Source organism: Parabacteroides vesiculifaciens (assembly GCF_049860805.1).
Taxonomy (GTDB): Bacteria; Bacteroidota; Bacteroidia; order Bacteroidales; family Tannerellaceae; genus Parabacteroides.
In genome coordinates, this window is record NZ_CP187555.1 from 2,932,033 (window position 1) to 2,950,632 (window position 18,600).

General features: G+C 47.8%; 13 protein-coding genes. 6 read left to right on the forward strand and 7 right to left on the reverse strand.

What is annotated here, in order from left to right; genetic code table 11:
• Positions 1-14: 14 nt before the first annotated feature.
• The 6 genes from ACPYIV_RS11905 to ACPYIV_RS11930 form a co-directional block, all read right to left on the reverse strand.
• The gene (locus ACPYIV_RS11905) at positions 15-3,797 is read right to left on the reverse strand and encodes a glycoside hydrolase family 97 catalytic domain-containing protein (RefSeq protein ID WP_425883178.1); all 3,783 of its coding nucleotides are present in this window, start codon (positions 3,795-3,797) and stop codon (positions 15-17) included.
• Positions 3,798-3,955: 158 nt separating this feature from the next.
• A complete protein-coding gene (locus ACPYIV_RS11910; protein WP_293732768.1) occupies positions 3,956-5,305 on the reverse strand; it encodes a TolC family protein in 1,350 nt (449 codons plus the stop codon).
• Positions 5,306-5,322: 17 nt separating this feature from the next.
• On the reverse strand, positions 5,323-6,444 hold the full coding sequence (locus tag ACPYIV_RS11915; RefSeq protein WP_293732769.1) for an efflux RND transporter periplasmic adaptor subunit: 1,122 nt from the start codon (positions 6,442-6,444) through the stop codon (positions 5,323-5,325).
• Between the two features lie 106 nt (positions 6,445-6,550).
• A complete protein-coding gene (locus ACPYIV_RS11920; protein ID WP_425883180.1) occupies positions 6,551-7,816 on the reverse strand; it encodes an ABC transporter permease in 1,266 nt (421 codons plus the stop codon).
• 107 nt (positions 7,817-7,923) lie between these two features.
• Positions 7,924-9,189 (reverse strand): ABC transporter permease, encoded by a 1,266-nt coding sequence (locus ACPYIV_RS11925; RefSeq protein WP_425883182.1) that lies wholly within the window; start codon positions 9,187-9,189, stop codon positions 7,924-7,926.
• Positions 9,182-9,865: an ABC transporter ATP-binding protein gene (locus ACPYIV_RS11930; protein ID WP_293732783.1), complete on the reverse strand. Its 684-nt coding sequence runs from the start codon at positions 9,863-9,865 to the stop codon at positions 9,182-9,184. Before ACPYIV_RS11930 ends, ACPYIV_RS11925 begins: the two co-directional genes overlap by 8 nt.
• 462 nt (positions 9,866-10,327) lie before the next feature.
• On the opposite strand from ACPYIV_RS11930, the gene purT reads away from it, so the two are divergent.
• Positions 10,328-11,509, forward strand: coding sequence for a formate-dependent phosphoribosylglycinamide formyltransferase (purT, locus tag ACPYIV_RS11935; RefSeq protein WP_425883184.1), 1,182 nt, complete (start codon positions 10,328-10,330; stop codon positions 11,507-11,509).
• A 61-nt stretch (positions 11,510-11,570) separates the two neighbouring features.
• Here purT and ACPYIV_RS11940 read toward each other — a convergent pair whose 3' ends face one another.
• The gene (locus ACPYIV_RS11940; RefSeq protein WP_425883186.1) at positions 11,571-12,524 is read right to left on the reverse strand and encodes an Rpn family recombination-promoting nuclease/putative transposase; all 954 of its coding nucleotides are present in this window, start codon (positions 12,522-12,524) and stop codon (positions 11,571-11,573) included.
• Positions 12,525-12,682: 158 nt separating this feature from the next.
• Between ACPYIV_RS11940 and ACPYIV_RS11945 the strand changes: the two genes are divergently transcribed.
• From ACPYIV_RS11945 to ACPYIV_RS11965, 5 genes are all read left to right on the forward strand, one after another.
• Positions 12,683-13,405, forward strand: a complete 723-nt coding sequence (locus ACPYIV_RS11945; protein ID WP_425883188.1) for an MBL fold metallo-hydrolase — start codon at positions 12,683-12,685, stop codon at positions 13,403-13,405.
• A gap of 42 nt (positions 13,406-13,447) precedes the next feature.
• A complete protein-coding gene (locus ACPYIV_RS11950; protein WP_293732775.1) occupies positions 13,448-13,825 on the forward strand; it encodes a VOC family protein in 378 nt (125 codons plus the stop codon).
• A gap of 120 nt (positions 13,826-13,945) precedes the next feature.
• Positions 13,946-14,908 (forward strand): ROK family protein, encoded by a 963-nt coding sequence (locus tag ACPYIV_RS11955; protein ID WP_293732776.1) that lies wholly within the window; start codon positions 13,946-13,948, stop codon positions 14,906-14,908.
• A gap of 90 nt (positions 14,909-14,998) precedes the next feature.
• Positions 14,999-15,511: an NUDIX domain-containing protein gene (locus tag ACPYIV_RS11960; protein ID WP_293732777.1), complete on the forward strand. Its 513-nt coding sequence runs from the start codon at positions 14,999-15,001 to the stop codon at positions 15,509-15,511.
• An 80-nt stretch (positions 15,512-15,591) separates the two neighbouring features.
• Positions 15,592-18,591 carry a tetratricopeptide repeat protein gene (locus ACPYIV_RS11965; RefSeq protein WP_425883191.1) on the forward strand — a complete coding sequence of 1,000 codons (3,000 nt, stop codon included), beginning with the start codon at positions 15,592-15,594 and terminating at the stop codon, positions 18,589-18,591.
• Positions 18,592-18,600 lie beyond the last annotated feature (9 nt).

The window sequence follows — 18,600 nt, forward strand, 5'->3', positions numbered from 1 at the left end:
TTGAAATAATCCTATTAAAGATTAAGAATCGAAAAATGCAACACACATCCACTATTCCCGATCAGATCGATAGTAATCTCATTGCGGTTATCCAATTTGATCTTCTTGATATCAACGACATCCTTTTTCTGCTCGGAAGCCTGATAATAGAGTGTGGCGGTATAGCCCTTCTTGTTTTTCAGAAAATCAAGAGGTAAGGAGATTTGCTTCTTGTCTCCGGCATTCAACATGCTCACATACCAATCGGAACCCGAACGGCGGGCAACCACAGCGTATTTGCCCATCTCGCCCTCCAGAAAGCGGGTTTCGTCCCATACGGTCGGAATAGAATTATAAAAACGGGTGGCGGCATCTGTTTTTATCACAGATTCGACAGAGCCTGCACCACCGGCCCGTCTCGGTGATTTTTCGGGACGGTCATACCAATAGACAAATTGCCAAGGACTGTAAATAGCGACCAATTTAGCCAATTGGCCAGCACGTCCCCCCATCTTTTCGGTAACCCGTTCGGCGAAATAGCAGTTGGTGTTGTCCCCGGCACCGGCAATCATGCGGTTATAAAGCGTGTAGATGGATTGTTGCAAGGAAGGGGATTCCTCATCACCCCGGATGCCCTCTTGTGTCAGTAGGTTCGGATACGTACGTGAATAGCCTGTCGGACGATACTCGTCATGGATATCAACCATCAATTCATATTTGGCTGCTTTGCGCACTGCCTGATGCAACCACGCCGTAGCATACTGGTCACCTACATTCACAAAACCATATTTTACACCTTTGATCCCCCATTTCTTATACAAAGGCAGGATTTCATCCAGTTGCTGATGCAGTGCTTTTTTATTCACATAGACCAGTATGCCAACTCCTTTTGAATTGGCATATTCTATTACCTTAGGCAGGTCGAGCGGACCTTTCGAACGGGCCGGATCGACTGTAACGGTGGTCGCATCCGATTTTACGTCTTCTTCCGCCCCATACCAACCGGCATCAAACAACACATAAGCGATATTATTTTCTGCTGCAAAATCAATACAAGCCATACTGCCAGCCGTTGTCAACGTGACTTCACGAATCACCTGTCCGGGCTTGATCCAGTTAGTATTCGCAATCTGATTCGGTTCGTTCAAATTTAAGACAAAGTAATTATTTTCGACCAACTTTCCCGGATGACCGGCAACCATCACATAACGCCAGGGAGATCGATAGCCGGCCAGATCCAGATTGACCTTTCCCGACAAAACAGATTGTACCCCGAACCCAGTCTCACTCTTTTCCAACTTCATGCGGGAATAATTGACAAGAGCAGCTTCCCCGATTGCAACAAACCGGTTATCATCGACCCGGATCACCTGAGGACGATCGGCAGCCCCTTTCAATCCACTCAAATTCGTTTCGGAATAAGCACCTTGTGCCATACCGGTCACCCAAGTCTTACAGTCTTCCTGAAAAAGAAATTGCGTCTTCTCATCGGTGACCGTACGATTCCAGAAATCCAGTTTATCGAATGCATAACGAAACGCCAGTCCTTCATCGTAAAGACGGACACTCAACACCATCTCTTTCCGGTTCTCATCCGATTGAAGCGTTAGCTCAACCTCATTATACCGGTCTGACACGACAGAGCACTCCCCATAGACCGGTTGCCAAGTCTGGTCGACCGATTTCCGTTTCTGATCAATGACACGCCAGTCGCCTTTCAGAATATTTTCATCGAGGAAGAGCTGCAACGTTTTTGCCGTCACCACCTTTTCACCCTTATCAAATAAATCTATTTCTACATTCTTCCCCCCGACTTTGATATCGGCATTCATTTTTTCGGAAGGGCTGACAAGCGGAATTGTAGCTTGCTCACAAACACGCATAGACGGAGTTTTCTTAATAACAAGGCACGCACCACCACCGGGAGCCAGCTTCAATGTCAGTTTATCATTGTTTGTCAGTTGTCGGGTCGTAGTCTTCAAGCTTTCGCGATTTGTCAGATAGTGGGCATCATCACCGTCTTCAATGATCTCCACATCATACTTCCCTTTTTCCAGGAAAGAAAGAGGCAATTCAATCGTTCTACCGGATTCATTCGTGGCCGCACCGACCAGATACGCTTCATCCGTTTCCCTCATCATAACGATATACTCCCCGATCTCACCGGCCAGGGTACGGCTCTCTTTCCACGGCATCTTCTGGGCAGACAGGAAGTTCAGCAAAGCCGGATACTTCCGGTAATATTCAGGAATATCCGGTAAAATAGTCACACCTGAAAAAGTTATTAACGTACGGGCGGCCTCCGAAACCAATGTAGAAGGAACCGGCTGGCTCTCATCCACACGTGTCGTATGTCCCTGGCGCAGGTCGAACATCCCGTTGTTCATATCGACCGGGCCGGCAACCATATTGACGAAAACGGTCGTCACAAATGTTTTAGGTTCGAACACATGATGTCCGTCTAATTGGGCATGGCAATATTCGCGTGTCACGGCATTCGGCCATGTACGCATTTGTCCATAAGGATGAACCGGACCGTCATGGAAATCGACTAACAGATGGTTTTGTGCACAAAGCTCGGTAATCTTCTTCGTCCACTGGTTTTTTTCTTCCTGTGTTCCGTTCATAAAACCGTATTTAACTCCGGCTGCTCCCCAATCGCCATACTGTTTCAAGGTCTTTTCTATCGGATATTTCCGGCCTCCGACATCATTCAGATAAAGCCAAATTCCGACACCTTTTTCTTTTCCATACTTCAACAGCCGTTGTACATCCTGCGCTTTTTCCCCTTTAATCGGATCGGAATCCGATTCGAATTCCGGCCCGTACCAATTGGCATCCAACACCAGATATTTAAAGCCCTGTTCAGCAGCAAAATCGATCATCCGTACCCAAGAAAGATAAGACATTCCATATGTGAACCCATCCCACACAGCCCCGTTGATACGCCAGTCCCAGACAGCCAATCCCGGTTTCACCCACGAAAAGTCATAGCGAGGGTCGGGGTCCGGATTCAGCAACTCCAACAAATGGGAATCGGTCAACGCGCCGGGCGTCGTCCCATACAAAACGACACGCCAAGCTGAAGTATATCCCGGTGACAAACCGGCCGGCTTAGAAGCGACCGAAAAGAGCGATTCGCCCCCTTTGGATTGTAAGACAAGAGGTGCTCCTGTTTCCAGACAAGCTTCATGGATCGCCATATAATGTTTATCGCCCGCCTTCACTGTCATGACCGGTAGACGGGTTCCATCTGTTTCCGTCAACTTTTCAGGTCCTAAATTGTGGTTCTCTCCATTATAGAACCATGCCGTATAATCTCCGGCAAAGTTATAAGCCGTCAGTTCGGACTGCACATTTACGCACTTTCCTTCACCTTCCGGTATTTTATAACAGAATGCAAAGCCGTCATTATACCCCCGGACCACCAACTGCATCCGCTCGGGTTGCCCGGCCGGATTCAGCAAATCGATCACCAATTCATTGAAATGGTCTTCGACCACAGCCCGCTTTCCCCAAAGCGGTTTCCATTCATCCCTGACTTTCCGATCAGAGACTTTCTCTATTTTCCAACCGGAAGAAGGAACCGTCTCTTGCGATTCCAGCTTGAATCCCAACGGGGATTCTTTAATCAAAACTTCTCTATTGGCTGTAAAAGTGTATGTCAGCAAACCGTCGTTATGCCGCTGAATAGCCATCACCAACTTTTTATCAGGAGAGAAAACCGGATAAAGCTTGGGAAGATATTGAGCCCAAACGCTGTTCCCCCCCAGCCATACGAACAGTAGCAAAACAAATGTTACAAATCTTGTATTCATAATATGTTTTTGTAGGTATTAATATTAGATTCTTCCATTCTACTTTCATGGTCCTCGAACTGTAGATCATCATCTATCGGGCAAATATAAGAACAAAAAGAAGGTTTCCATCACAGAGACCTTCTTTTTCTTAAACAAATGTGTCTAACCTAAATATGTTATAGTGTTATGGGTGTGCCGTTATAGAAGTCCAGGATTTTGGTGCGGAAGATGAAGTCATACTTGGCTTGAGCCTGTTCGGACAGGCTTTGGGCATACTTCGTCTTGGCTTCGCTGTATTCGAAGACTGTGCTCTTGCCGGCGGCATAACGGTCTTCGGCATAAGAGAAAGCTTCTTTGCTGGCGAGGACCGATTTGTCGGATGCGGTGTATTTATCCTGGGCGGCGGTCGCATTATAATAGGCTTGCTGGATTTCCTTATACAACACTTTCTTCGTATTCTCCATCATCAACTCCCGGTTCCGGATGCCGATACGGGCGGAACGGACATTGTTGCGGACCTGGAAACGGTTGAACAGCGGGATGCTCAAGCTGAACCCGATCGTTTTACGCCCGTTATTCTTCAGCTGATCACTGAAAGCGAGGTTCGTATAGTCGCCATCGCCGGAATAATGGTAGTAACCGTTGCTGTAGCTGGCGCCGAAATTCAGTTTCGGATAGTAGCCGGCCTGAGCCACTTTCAGCATCTTCTTCTGGCTTTCCAAGAGATATTCCTGTTCCTTGATCTGCGGTTTGAAAGCAACGGCATGATCATAGACATTGTCAGGCGGGAGGATGCTGCTCATATATTGTTCGACGGCATCTTCAACCTCAGGGACTACGATGTCGAAGTTTTCACCGTCGCGCTCCAGTTCGAGGCTTTGCGTCAGGTCGAGCAATGCCAGTTTCACATTGTTGCGCGCTTCGGTCAACGACACTTCGTCCTTGGCCAGCTGCGCTTTCATATCGTATAGCTGGGAAAGGGGGACTTTCCCGTTCTTTACCAACGCTTCGGTCTTCACGACCTGCTCGTTGCTCAGTGCGACCTGCAACTCGGCTATCTTCTGGACTTCCTTATTATACAGGACCTGCACATAGAAGGAAGCGACCTGTATAGACAAGTCTTCCTTCGCCTTGTTCAACGTCTCGACAGCCGCTTTCAGATCCAGCTTGCGGGCGGCGATATCGTTCGGGATGCGCAAACCGTCGAACACCGGCATGCTCAAAGAAACGGAGGCCGAGGTATTGGCCGAGTTCTGATCCACAATCACACCCGATTTGGAGGGAGAACGGCCGAAGTCGAAGTTCTGCCCGACATTGGCATTCAGATCGGGCAACCAACTGAACTTGCTGGTGTTCAATTCCACTTTCCGGCTTTCCTGGTCCTGTTCTTTCTGCTTCAGATCGATGTTGTGCTCGATCGCGTAACGGATGCATTCTTCCAAAGACCATTGTTTGGCGGATTCCTGCCCCCAGGCAAAAGTGCCGGAAAGGAACAAAGTCGTAGCTATTATTAATTGGCTTCTCATCATTTTATCGTTTACAATTATTTCTTATTCGGATCGGCAATCGCCCCGCGTATCTTTTCGTTTTCGGCAAGACCTTCCTTTATCTCGATCTTGATGCCATCGGACAAACCGACCTTAACGGCCCGCTTTTCAAACTGTTGTTCTGGCTTTTCCGCTTTTACCACCTGCACGAAAGTAGAGTCGCCGCTAAACTCGACGCAACTTTCGGGTACGGCCAAGACATTCTCCGCACGCTTCAGCACGATCTCGGCATTGGCACTGTAGCCGGCACGGATAAAAGCATCGCCGGGCATATGCACGGCAGCCTTCACTTCAAACAGCACGGCCCCGTTTTCTTCCACTCCCTTAGGAGCCACATATTCCAGTTCGGCATCGAACGTGCGGCTTTCCATTGCGCCGACCGTCAGTTTGATCGGCATCCCTTCGTGGATGCGGCCGACTTCCGTCTCGTCTACTTTCCCCTTAAAGATCATATTGTTCATATCGGCAACGGTCGCAATCGTCGTACCGTCATTGAACGTGTTCGACTGGATCACCGAGTTGCCGACCTTGATAGGCACATCCAAGATCATGCCGGTGATGGTGGAACGGACCTGTGTCGTACTGGAAGCGGCAGACCGTTTGGAGATCCCCTCGCGGATGATCTCAAGAGCGTCCTGGGCGTTCTCGGCCTCTTCCTGCGCCTTCTTATAGTTGGCAAGAGAAGTCTCGTAATCTTCTTTGGAGATAACGCCCTGCTTATGCAACTCTTCATCCCGCTTGAAGGTAGCGCTGATCTGTTCGAGGCTGATCTTCGCCACCCGCACACGCGATTCGGCGCTGTTCAACTGGACCATTTCAGGGATCACCTTGATACGGGCAATAATCTCCCCTTCTTTCACCATCTGTCCGGCTTCTTTCATCAGTTCGGAGATAATACCCGACATCTGCGGTTTGATAAGGACTTCATCACGAGGTTCGACCTTTCCGGTCGCCACGGTCTTCGTCTCAATCGTGTCACGTGCAGGAGTAACCAACTCATAGACGGTAATGACGGGTTGCGCTTTCTTCCACAAGAAATAGAAAGTGCCGACAACAGCAGCTCCCACTAATACCAAAAAGATGATCCGCAGGGCTTTTTTTACGATACGATTCTTCATAACTATATTCTTTTTTAATTGACAATGGAAATATTTATGATTTCAGATTTATGATTTATGATTTGTATCAACGTATAAATCATAAATTATAAATCATAAATCCAATTTACTCTTCCCTAATAGCATCAATAGCCTTGATCTGCATAGCACGCCAGGCAGGGATCAACCCGGCGAGGAGGCCGCTGAACAGTAGGATTACGGTAGACGCCACCGCTGTTCCGATATGGATTTCGGGATTGGAGAAATAGGTCTCGTTAGACGCCTCTCCGCCGCCGCTTGCCATCGCATTGTTCACCACATCGAGCAGGAACACACCGACGCTAAGCCCGATCAGCCCGGCAAGGGATGTCAGCAGCAAGCTCTCGCTCATGATCTGCGATATAATATCGAAAGGCTTCGCTCCGATCGCACGGCGCACCCCGATCTCGCGCGTCCGCTCCCGGACCGTCACCATCATAATATTGCTCACCCCGATGATACCGGCCAGCAACGTGCCGATACCGACCAGCCAGACCAGAATATTAATGCCGGTAAACAGCATATCGAATGTTTCAAACTGCTTGGCTATCGTAAAACTGCTGATGGCATGTTCGTCTGTCGGGGAAATCTCGTTCTGCGAACGCAGGACCGTCTTTATGTCTTCCACCATCTTATCACAGGAGTAACCGCCATCGGCCGTCGCACACAGGAACCAGAATTTATCTCCCTGGTTGGAAGCCTGCTGGAGCGTCTTGAACGGGATCATCACGCTCTCCTCCGTACGCCCGCCGATCTGGACACGGGGCTTCGGCTTGATCACACCCACTACCTGGTAATAGATGCCGTTCACCCGTATGTACTGCCCGATAGGATCTTCATCCGGGGTGAAAAGGACTTCTCGCACGATATTACCGATCAGGCATACCTTACGCTTCTCGATCATGTCGATTTCGTTCAACAGACGTCCTGCCAAGATATGCTGCGTTTCGATATTGAAGTATTCGGAATAGACGCCACGCACGTTGTATGTCCCCGCCTTCTGGCCTCTCACCACATTGTTCTGTCCGCCCCATTGCATAATCATCGGCGAAAGATAGCGCACCCCTTTCACACGCTGATGGATCGTCTCCAAGTCGCGGTTGCGCATCTGCCAGTAACGTCCTTTCTTATACCCTTTGTAAGGTTCGCCGGTCCGTTCGGAAAAGAAGAATGCAGAGTTCGTCGAAAAACCGTCGACGTTCTTCAACACGCCGTTCTTCAAACCGTTGCCGGAGCCCAACAGGATCACGAGCATCAGGATGCCCCAGAACACTCCGAAGCCGGTCAGCAGGCTACGGGTTTTATTACGGGTGATCGTCACCCATATTTCCACCCAGCGATCTATATCAAACATTTTACTTTGATTTATGATTTATAATTTATGATTTATGATTCCCGATCCATGATTTAACTTTATTCCGCTTGACGCCATAAATCATAAATCTAAAATCATAAATCTTTTCATTCATTACGCATAGCTTCAATCGCCGTGATCTTGACCGCCTTGCGGGCAGGGAAATAGCCGGCCAGCACGCCTGCCCCGATGATCAGGGCCGTAGCAGACAACGCCACATTGAGGTTCACCGTCGGGTTCAGGAAGATGCTCATGTCATCCCGTGAAAGATCCTTTCCGGCATTCATCATCTCCATGACCGAATTGATCCCTTCCGTCAACCCGATTCCTAAGATCATGCCCAAATAACCGAATACCGCCGTGATCAGGATGGACTCGACAATAATCAGTTTCAGGATGGAAAACGGAGTCGCCCCTATCGCCTTCCGGATGCCGAACTCCCTCGTCCGTTCCCGTACCGTTATCAGCATGATGTTGCTCACGCCTACAATGCCGGCGGTCAGTGTCCCGATACCGATCACCCAGATAAAGAGAGCGATGCCGTTCAACATCCCGTTCAGCATCATGAAGTTTTCGAGCGTGCTCCACATTCCGATCGCCCGGCGGTCTTCGGGGTCGAACTTATGCCGTGCTCCCATCTGCTCGCGGAAACGTTTCTCGAAAGCGTCAAATTCTTCTTGTGTGGAAACGCCTTTCACCGTAAAGACGATCTCATCCAACCCGTAGCCGGCATTATACAAGGTCTGCGCCGTGCTGAAAGGGATATAGGCCGGCGCGTTGTTGTCGTTGTTTTCCGTCTTATAGACGCCAATCACCTGGTAGGCGACACTTCCGGCATTCACATATTTGCCCAGCGGGTCTGCGCCTTTGAAAAGCACTTCTTTCATACGGGGGCTCAGGACGATCACTTTCCTTTTTTCCTTTACATCTATATCATTGATAAAGCGGCCGTTCCCAGCCGTCATTTCAATATTGTCGATCACCGCCTTCGACGGATGCACGCCGTTTAAGGAATAGGCGTTATATTCGTCTCCGTAGGAAAGCGTATCGCTCCGGCTGATACTCGCCGTGATCAAGTCTACTTCAGGGTTTTCACGCGGGATGGCGACCAGGTCTTCATCCTTGTATTCGATCCTGCGGTTCATCTGCATGCCCTTGTACGGCTTGCTCGTGTAGCGCGGCCATGTCTCCACCCGGTTCAAGCTGAAATTGCTGAAGTTCGACATGATCCCGTTCTTCAACCCGTTGCCTGCCCCCAAGAGGACAATCAACATGAAGATCCCCCATGCCACGGAGAAGCCGGTCAGGAAGGTACGGAGTTTATTCTTCTGGATCGTACTCCATATTTCTCGGAAATTATCAAAGTCAAACATGTCCCAACCCTTTTTCTATTGTTTCTATCAAACCGTCTTTGACACGTACGATCCGGTCAGTCGCATCGGCCACCGATTGTTCGTGCGTCACGATCACCATCGTCAACCCTTCGAGGTTCACTCTCCGGAGCAGCTCCATCACCTCGACCGTCGTCTTGCTGTCCAACGCTCCGGTCGGCTCGTCCGCCAGGATCACCTGAGGTTTGGCAATCAGGGCGCGTGCAATGGCGACACGCTGTTTCTGTCCGCCGGACATTTCGTTCGGCATATGTTCCGCCCAGTCCTTCAGACCGACCATATCCAGATATTCCAACGCCATAGCATTCCTCTTCTTGCGGCTTACCCCCTGGTAGTACAGGGGCAACGCTACATTTTCCATCGCATTTTTGAATGAAATCAGATTGAAGGACTGGAAGATGAAACCGATCATCCGGTTGCGTAATTCGGCCGCTCGGGTTTCGCTCAGATTGCGGATCAACTGTCCGTTCAAGGTATAGGTTCCCGTATCGTATGTATCCAGTATCCCCAAGATATTCAGCAAGGTGGATTTTCCCGATCCCGACGCGCCCATAATAGACACCATCTCTCCCTTCTCTATATCCAAGTCTATACCTTTCAATACATGCAGCGGCGCACCGTTGAAATACGTTTTGTTAATTCCTTCCAGATGAATCATCATATTTGTTGTTGCTTTTTCTATTAGACGAACATTTTGCAAAATTGTTACACAAATAGGAAAATATTTTGTTATTAACTGCCACAAATATATATCTTACCAAGATACCTTGTATCACAAGGTACTAATATTTAACCTATGTTAACCGCATAAAGATTCATATTCCTTCGCAAAAGGTTATATTTACATCAGCATCTAACTTCCGATGCTTCAGAATCCGTCCTACATTTTACTGCATCCATTTTGTTTTCGACGTCGTCGTGTATATTCTCGACGATGTCGAATATATATACGGCAACGTCGAGAATATACACGACGACGTCGAAAACAAATTACACTTACATCAAATAGGAAATACATCCACATCAAATTAAAAATACATTCCTATGCTCTTCTTGTTAATTGCCGATATTACCCTACCTTTGTGCCTTATAAGAAAAAACAACATTACATCAATTTAATATGGTAACAATAGGAACACCGAAATCGGCTACCGCAACAAAGATTTTGCTTTGCGGTTCCGGTGAATTAGGCAAAGAGTTTGTAATCGAATTACAGCGTTATGGAGTGGAAGTGATCGCATTGGACAAATATGCAGACGCCCCGGCCATGCAGGTCGCTCACCGTTCATATGTAGTATCGATGTTGGACGGAGATGCTTTGCGTGAGATTGTAGAAAAAGAAAAACCTGATTATATCGTTCCCGAAGTGGAAGCTATCGCGACACAGACGTTGATGGAACTGGAAAAAGAAGGATTCCACGTGATCCCGACTGCCCGTGCCACCTGGTTGACCATGAACCGCGAGGGTATCCGCCGCCTGGCAGCCGAGGAATTAGGCTTGCCGACCTCTCCTTACCGCTTTGCCGCGACGGAAGAAGAGTTTATCGAGGCTGTCAAAGTGATCGGAATGCCCTGTGTCGTCAAGCCGATCATGAGTTCGAGCGGACACGGACAGAGCGTGATCCGCAAAGAGGAAGACATCGACCGCTCCTGGCATTACGCGCAGGAAGGCGGACGTGCCGGCGCCGGAAAGGTGATCGTGGAGGGCTTTGTCGATTTCGATTACGAAATCACCCAGCTGACGGTTCGCCATATCGGGGGTACTTCATTCCTGGAACCGGTCGGGCACATACAGGTCGACGGCGACTATCGCGAGTCCTGGCAGCCACAGGCGATGAGCCCTGTTGCCAAAGAAAAGGCACGCGAGATCGCAGGCAAGATCACAGAGGCGCTTGGTGGCCGCGGTATTTTCGGGGTAGAATTGTTTGTGAAGGGCGAAGAGGTTATTTTCAGCGAAGTCTCTCCCCGTCCGCATGACACGGGAATGGTCACGATGATCACGCAAGACCTTTCGCAATTCGCCTTGCATGCCCGTGCCGTATTGGGCTTGCCGATCCCGAACATTGCTTTCCACGGTGCAGGCGCTTCGCGTGCCGTTGTGGTCGAAGGGGACAGCAACCAGCTTTCGTTAGGCAACTTAGATAAGGTACTGGAACAACCGGACACACAAATGCGTTTCTTTGGCAAGCCGGAGGTTCACGGACATCGCCGTATGGCTGTGCTGCTGGCCCGCGGACTGGATGTGGCCGATGCACGCCGGAAGACCGGAGTGATGATGGAAAGGTTGGAGATAAAGTTGTAATATTCAAAAAAGCCGCTTGTCTTAATCATGGACAAACGGCTTTCTTTTGATTTCTCAGATTCTACAATGTCGCAATCGTTTCAGCGTTCAGGCCCGTAACTGAGGTAATGGTAGCAAAGTCTATTCCTTGCTTTTTCATCTTGGCTGCCACCAAATATATGCCTTTCTCCATACCTTTTTCCATTCCTTTCTCCATACCTTTTTGCATTCCTTTCTCCAATCCTTTTTGCATTCCCTTTTGCATACCTTCCTTTATACCCTTTTCCATACCTTCTTTTAAACCCTTTTCAACACCTTCCATATATCCTTTCTCAATAGCATAATCCAATACACCCTGATTATCTCGATATATTTTGAGGCTTTCCTCGTATTCCATGCGTTCTTTCTTGTTCATGTTGACTATCTTTGCCAACCTTTCCAATTTTTCAAACAGCTGTTTCTGACCTTTGAACGGTAATGTTTCCAACTTTTCCATATACTTTAGTGTATAAAGCCAATAATCTAAACTCGTTTTACATTCAGCCTCTTCCTTATTGAAGAAGGGCATCTCCAAATAGATCTGGCGCATCGTGTCGCTCATCTGTTTTCCGGTTTCACGATCCGCCAATACAATATCGGTACGCACTTTATCCGTCTTCCCGGATTTAAAATTCAAAAGAAAAATACCATACACCGGATAAAGTTCAAACTTCCAATCATTTCCACGCCGGTCCTGATCGCTGATAATACGACAAAGATAATATAAACCTCGTTCATAAAAATAAGTTTGAGGAGCATTTTGTACTTCGACGATGAAAATACGACCCTCATTGTCCTTGCATTTCAGGTCAAAAACCGCCGCACGGCTATCCGTACTTTCCGCCGGCATTTCCACATTCAAAAAAGATAATTCCGTGATTACCCGTTCACCTTCGAACAGGCCGTTCAACAGGTCGATAAGAAGTTCCTTACTGTCTTCTTGTCCGAAAAGATGCTTAAAGCCTCTATCTACAAAAGGATTGATAAATGTTGCCATAGTTATATGGTTTTAGGTTGTTGTCATTCAATAAGCGAATGATGCCTCAAAAATCGGATTTTTATTTTGAAAAAACAAATATTCTTACCAATTTTACCTTTGCACAACAAGAATGCAACTTTCCGTGTTTTGTTTATAAAAAGAAAGGAAAAATAGGAATGAGACTTACTTATATCTATCATAGCGGTTTTGCTATCGAGGCAGACGGATTTGCCATTTTGATCGATTATTACAAAGACACAGGGAAATCACCGGAAAAGGGCTTTGTACATGAGGAATTGTTGAATCGCGCGGGTACATTATATATATTAGCATCCCATTTCCATCCCGATCATTTCAACCCGGAAGTATTGAGATGGAAAAATTATAAGAAAGATATCGTTTACATATTTTCGAAAGATATCCTTAAACGGGGACGAGCCGGAAAAGAAGATGCGATCTATCTCAAAAAAGAAGATACCTATGAGGATCACAACCTGCGGATCGAGGCATTCGGATCGACAGACTCCGGTATATCCTTCCTGATTGATGCCGGAGGGAAACGGCTTTTCCATGCCGGCGACCTGAATAACTGGCATTGGAAAGACGAATCGACTCCCGAAGAAGTAGCGGAAGCGGAAAAGAATTATCTGAAAGAGTTAGATGACCTGGTGAAAGTGGCCGACAAGCTGGATGTCGCCATGTTTCCGGTCGATCCGCGCATCGGGACCGACTTCATGCGCGGTGCACAACAGTTTGTAGATCGCATCAAAACCAATATCTTTGTCCCGATGCATTTCTGGGAACGTCCGGCGGAAGTAGTTGCTTTCGGGCCTTATGCAGAATCGCACGGTTGCCGGTACGTGCTGATTTCCGTTCCGGGGGAAGGGACAGACATTTGAGGATTGAAAATTAAGAATTGAAAATTGAAAAATAGAGAGAGTATGGAGATAAAGAGTAGATTTGATCATTTTAATATTAATGTCCTGGATCTGGACAGAAGTATTGCGTTTTATGGAAAAGCGCTTGGTTTGAAAGAACATCACCGCAAGGAAGCGGCAGACGGTTCCTTTATTTTGGTCTACCTGACGGACAATGAGACAGGCTTTCTATTGGAACTGACCTGGCTTCGCGACCGGAAAGAAGCGTACGAATTGGGAGACAATGAAAGCCATCTCTGTTTCCGTGTAGCCGGTAATTATGACGAGATACGCGAATACCACCGTGAACTCGGATATATCTGTTTCGAAAATAACGAGATGGGATTGTATTTCATCAACGACCCGGACGATTACTGGATTGAAATTTTACCTGCTAAATAACATATAAGGTAACATATTCACGCCTATTTCGGTTTTTTTTGAATAAAATCATTGCGCCTTACCAGATTCCTCTTATATTTGCTTTCCAGAAAAAGCATTATTAATCTAAAATATAAAATCATGGAGAAGCCTTATGTAGTAGGTATCGATATAGGTGGTACCAATACTGTTTTTGGCGTAGTAGATGCAAGAGGAACAATCTTGTACAGTAGTTCAATTAAAACCGGAAAGTATACTGACATCGACGATTATGTCAGCGAACTTGCTAATGGCTTGAAATTAGTGATCGACCAGGCTGGTGGCGTGGACAAAATAAAAGGTATTGGCGTAGGAGCTCCGAACGGTAACTTCTTTAACGGTTGTATTGAATTTGCACCGAACCTTCCCTGGAAAGGTAAAATTCCTTTGGCCCAATTGATCAGCGAAAAATTGGGTGGTGTGCCAGTAGCATTGACAAACGATGCGAATGCGGCTGCTATCGGTGAAATGACGTATGGCGCTGCCCGCGGTATGAAAGACTTTATCGTGATCACACTGGGAACCGGTGTCGGTAGCGGTATCGTAATCGGTGGTAACTTAGTTTACGGACATGACGGATTTGCAGGCGAGTTGGGTCACGTGATCATGCGCCGTAACAACGGACGTCCTTGCGGTTGCGGTCGTCAGGGTTGTCTGGAAGCGTATGCTTCGGCTACAGGTGTTGCCCGTACCGCACGCGAGTTTCTGGAAATCCGTAAGGATGACAGCCTGCTTCGCGAATTGGATCCGGACGAAATCACATCAAAAGATGTGTATGACGCAGCGATGAAGAACGACAAGTTGGCTTTGGAGATCTTCGAGTTCACAGGTAATATCTTAGGTGAAGCATTCGCTGATTTCGTTGCTTTCTCAAGTCCTGAAGCGATCATCCTGTTCGGCGGTCTGACCAAATCCGGCGATCTGATCATGAACCCGATCAAACGTTCAATGGAAAAGAACATGCTGAAAGTGTTCGAAGGCAAGACTAAATTATTATTCTCTCAATTGAAAGAAAGCGATGCTGCCGTATTAGGCGCAAGCGCACTGGGTTGGGAAGTAAAATAAATTTCAGTTGAAAGTTGAAAGTTAAAAGTTGAAAGTTGCGACAAGCCATATTTTCAACTCTCCACTTTCAACTTTCAACTTTTAACTCTTATGCATCCTTTACATCAATTTGAATATTGCCCAAAATGCGGAGCCAGGGCATTTGTGGAACGCAACGAGAAAGCCAAACACTGTACGGCCTGCGGGTTCGTCTATTATTTCAATCCTTCCTCGGCCGTTGCCTGCTTTATCCGTAACCCCAAAGGAGAATTGCTGCTGGTACGCCGGGCCAAAGAACCTGCCAAAGGGACGCTCGATCTGCCGGGTGGCTTTGTCGATATGCATGAATCGGCAGAAGAAGCAGCCCACCGGGAAGTGAAGGAAGAAACAGGCCTCGACATCACCGGTTGCCGCTACCTTTTTTCCATACCCAACCTCTATCCCTATTGCGGCTTCGAAGTGCATACGGTCGATATGTTTTTCGAATGCCTCACCGATTCCTTCGACGGAGCAAAGGCTGAAGACGATGCTGCCGAGATCATTATCCTGCCCGCCAACCGGTTGAATCCGGACGATTTCGGATTGCAATCTATCAAAAAAGCAGTAGACCGCTATATAAAGTAATATATTTCTTATATTTGCAACTTAGAACCAACATATACCGTTATATTTATATATATCTGTATTATAAAAGCTAAGGAGTGATGAAAAGAATACTTATTCCACTGTGCATAGTGGTGGGGAGTCATGTTGCATACGGGCAACGGTCGTACCAGTTTGATGCACCGGATCGCCTATTTGTAGAAGGAAAAGAGTTGTTTAGTTTAAAAAATTATGCTGGTTGCATCGACAAGTTGGAAGCCTACAAGCAGCATTCCAGCGATGCCGACCTGATCCAGGAGGCAGACTATATGCTGGTCTATGCCGCTTATGAACAGGGGCGTCCCAATGCAGACGAGTTGCTAAAGGACTACCTAGAAGAATACCCGGCTTCCCGCCATAGTGACGAAGTCGACTACATGATCGGTTCCGTGCATTTCGAACGCGGAGAATATGAAAAAGCAATCTTCTGGTTCAACGAGGCCGATATCGACGTGTTGAGCCCCGAACAACAGGAGGCTTATTCTTTCCGCCTGGCTTATTCGCTGTTGCAGACAGGCGAGATGGAAAAGGCTCGCGGCTACTTCGCCCGGATCGAACAGATCGGGGACAAATACAAGGAGGCTTCGACCTATTATGTCGCCTACATCGACTACGCGATGGGGAATTACAACAATGCCCTGATCGAGTTCTCGCGTCTGAAAGAGAGCCCCAAATACCGGGAGCAGTCACAATACTACATCGCACAGATTTATTTTATCCAGAGCAAATACGAAAAGGTGGTGAAAGAAGGTGAAGAACTTCTCTCCCTCTACCCCGATAGCAAAAACAACAGCGAGATGTACCGGATTGTCGGTGATTCATATTACCACTTAGGCGACCAGGGAAAAGCGATCCAAATGTTGAGCAAGTATGTTTCTTCCACGGAAAACCCGCTCCGCAGCGATTTATACATTTTAGGTATATGCTACTTCAATAAAGGAAATTACAGCAGTGCAGTCAACGCCTTGAGCCGGACCGTACGCCAGAACGACGAGCTGACACAGAACGCTTATCTCTATCTCGGACAGTCTTACCTGAAGTTAGGCGACAAAAATAATGCCCGCATGGCATTCGAGGCAGCCGCCACCTCTTCATTCGACAAACAGATAAAAGAGGTAGCCATGTATAACTACGCATTGCTGATCCACGAAACGGCCTTTACGGGATTCGGCGAATCGGTGACGATCTTCGAAGACTTCCTGAACGATTTCCCGAATTCGCAATATGCGGACAAGGTGAACGACTACTTAGTCGAGGTCTACCTGACCACCAAAAACTACGAAGCCGCCCTGAAATCGATCAACAAGATCAAACATCCGAGCACCAAGATACTGGAAGCCAAACAAGACATTCTCTTCCAACTCGGCACACAGGCTTTTGCCAATGTCAAACTGGACGAAGCCGTCAGTTTGTTCAGCCAGGCAATCCAGCTCGGTTCCTACAATATGGAAGCCCGCAACGACGCTTATTTCTGGCGCGGCGAATCCTACTACCGCATGGGCGAATACGAAAATGCGATATCGGACTATCGCACATACCTGAACAATACGCGCCAGCGCAATACCGACATGTACGCTCTGGCTTATTATAACTTAGGTTACAGCTACTTCAAACTGAGGGATTACAGCGCGGCCCTGAACCGCTTCCGCCAGTATGTCGACCTGGAGAGCAACCAGCAGGCGGCATCCCTGGCAGACGCTTACAACCGTATCGGCGACTGCCTGTATCAGAACCGCCAGTTCAGCTTAGCCGAAGAAAACTATTCACGTGCAGCCCAGTTGTCTCCTTCCGCAGGCGATTACTCGATCTACCAGAAGGGATTTCTGCTGGGGTTGCAGAAAGACTATAGAGGCAAGATCAGCGCAATGGACCGCCTGATCAGCGAATATCCGGAATCACAATACGTAGACGACGCGCTGTTCGAGAAAGGACGCTCCTATGTATTGCTGGAAAACAGCTCTTCCGCCGCACAGGCATTTGAAAAGCTGATCCGCGAATTTCCGCAGAGCAGCTTAGCACGTAAGGCTGGCATCCAGCTCGGTTTGCTCTACTACAATGACAACCAGCCGGAAAAGGCGCTCGCCGCCTACAAGCAGGTGATCAGCAATTATCCGGGTAGCGAAGAGGCAAAAGTCGCTTTGCAGGATTTGAAATCCGTTTATATCGACCTCAACGATATCAATGCTTATGCCAACTATGTAAACTCCATAGGCGGCAATATCCGTCTGGAAGTGGGCGAACAAGATTCGTTGACCTATATCGCCGCCGAAAAGCTCTTCATGCGCGGTGATAACGACGGCGCGCGCCGAAGCTTAGTCAACTACCTGCAAACATTCCCCGAAGGAGCGTTCAGTTCGAATGCAAACTTTTACTTGGGAAGCATCGCTTTCGCCAAGAAAGAATTCGACGAGGCGATCCAGCGTTTCAAATCGGTTATTGCAAGCAATGACACCAAGTTCCTCGAAGAATCGGTTGCCCGCACGGCTGAAATCGAATATCTCAACAAAGATTACCCGGCAGCCTTGGAAAGCTTCAAACGCTTGCAGATAGTAGCCGAAAACCCGGAGAACAAACAGGCCGCCCGCTTAGGTATCATGCGCTGCGCTTTGCAGACCGGACAGCAGAAAGACGCACTCCTGGCGGCAGACGAGTTGCTGAAAGAGCCGAAACTCTCGCCCGAACTGGAAGCCGAAGCCCGTTATGTACGTGCGAAAGCCTATATCGACCAGAAACAGGCGAACAAGGCGCTTGCCGACCTGAAAGAACTGAGCAAAGACACCCGCACGGTACACGGTGCGGAAGCCAAATATCTATTGGCCCAACTGTATTACGACACCAACGACGACAAGAATGCCGAAAAGGTGTTGATGAACTTCATCGAAAACGGTACGCCTCACCAATACTGGCTGGCTCGCGGATTTATCCTGCTTGCCGACGTTTATATCCGCCAGGGTGACGATTTCCAGGCTCGTCAATACCTTACCAGCCTGCAGAACAATTATAAAGGGGATGACGATATCGCCGGTATGATAGAAAATAGATTGGGTAAACTTAAGAACTAAGAAGAAGTG

Coding starts and splice junctions, on each gene's coding strand:
- ACPYIV_RS11945 (WP_425883188.1), top strand. CDS start 12,683: ATGAGACTTACTTATATCTATCATAGCGGTTTTGCTATCGAGGCAGAC.
- ACPYIV_RS11955 (WP_293732776.1), top strand. CDS start 13,946: ATGGAGAAGCCTTATGTAGTAGGTATCGATATAGGTGGTACCAATACT.
- ACPYIV_RS11930 (WP_293732783.1), bottom strand. CDS start 9,865: ATGATTCATCTGGAAGGAATTAACAAAACGTATTTCAACGGTGCGCCG.
- ACPYIV_RS11960 (WP_293732777.1), top strand. CDS start 14,999: ATGCATCCTTTACATCAATTTGAATATTGCCCAAAATGCGGAGCCAGG.
- ACPYIV_RS11910 (WP_293732768.1), bottom strand. CDS start 5,305: ATGAGAAGCCAATTAATAATAGCTACGACTTTGTTCCTTTCCGGCACT.
- ACPYIV_RS11905 (WP_425883178.1), bottom strand. CDS start 3,797: ATGAATACAAGATTTGTAACATTTGTTTTGCTACTGTTCGTATGGCTG.
- purT (WP_425883184.1), top strand. CDS start 10,328: ATGGTAACAATAGGAACACCGAAATCGGCTACCGCAACAAAGATTTTG.
- ACPYIV_RS11950 (WP_293732775.1), top strand. CDS start 13,448: ATGGAGATAAAGAGTAGATTTGATCATTTTAATATTAATGTCCTGGAT.
- ACPYIV_RS11920 (WP_425883180.1), bottom strand. CDS start 7,816: ATGTTTGATATAGATCGCTGGGTGGAAATATGGGTGACGATCACCCGT.
- ACPYIV_RS11925 (WP_425883182.1), bottom strand. CDS start 9,189: ATGTTTGACTTTGATAATTTCCGAGAAATATGGAGTACGATCCAGAAG.
- ACPYIV_RS11965 (WP_425883191.1), top strand. CDS start 15,592: ATGAAAAGAATACTTATTCCACTGTGCATAGTGGTGGGGAGTCATGTT.
- ACPYIV_RS11915 (WP_293732769.1), bottom strand. CDS start 6,444: ATGAAGAATCGTATCGTAAAAAAAGCCCTGCGGATCATCTTTTTGGTA.
- ACPYIV_RS11940 (WP_425883186.1), bottom strand. CDS start 12,524: ATGGCAACATTTATCAATCCTTTTGTAGATAGAGGCTTTAAGCATCTT.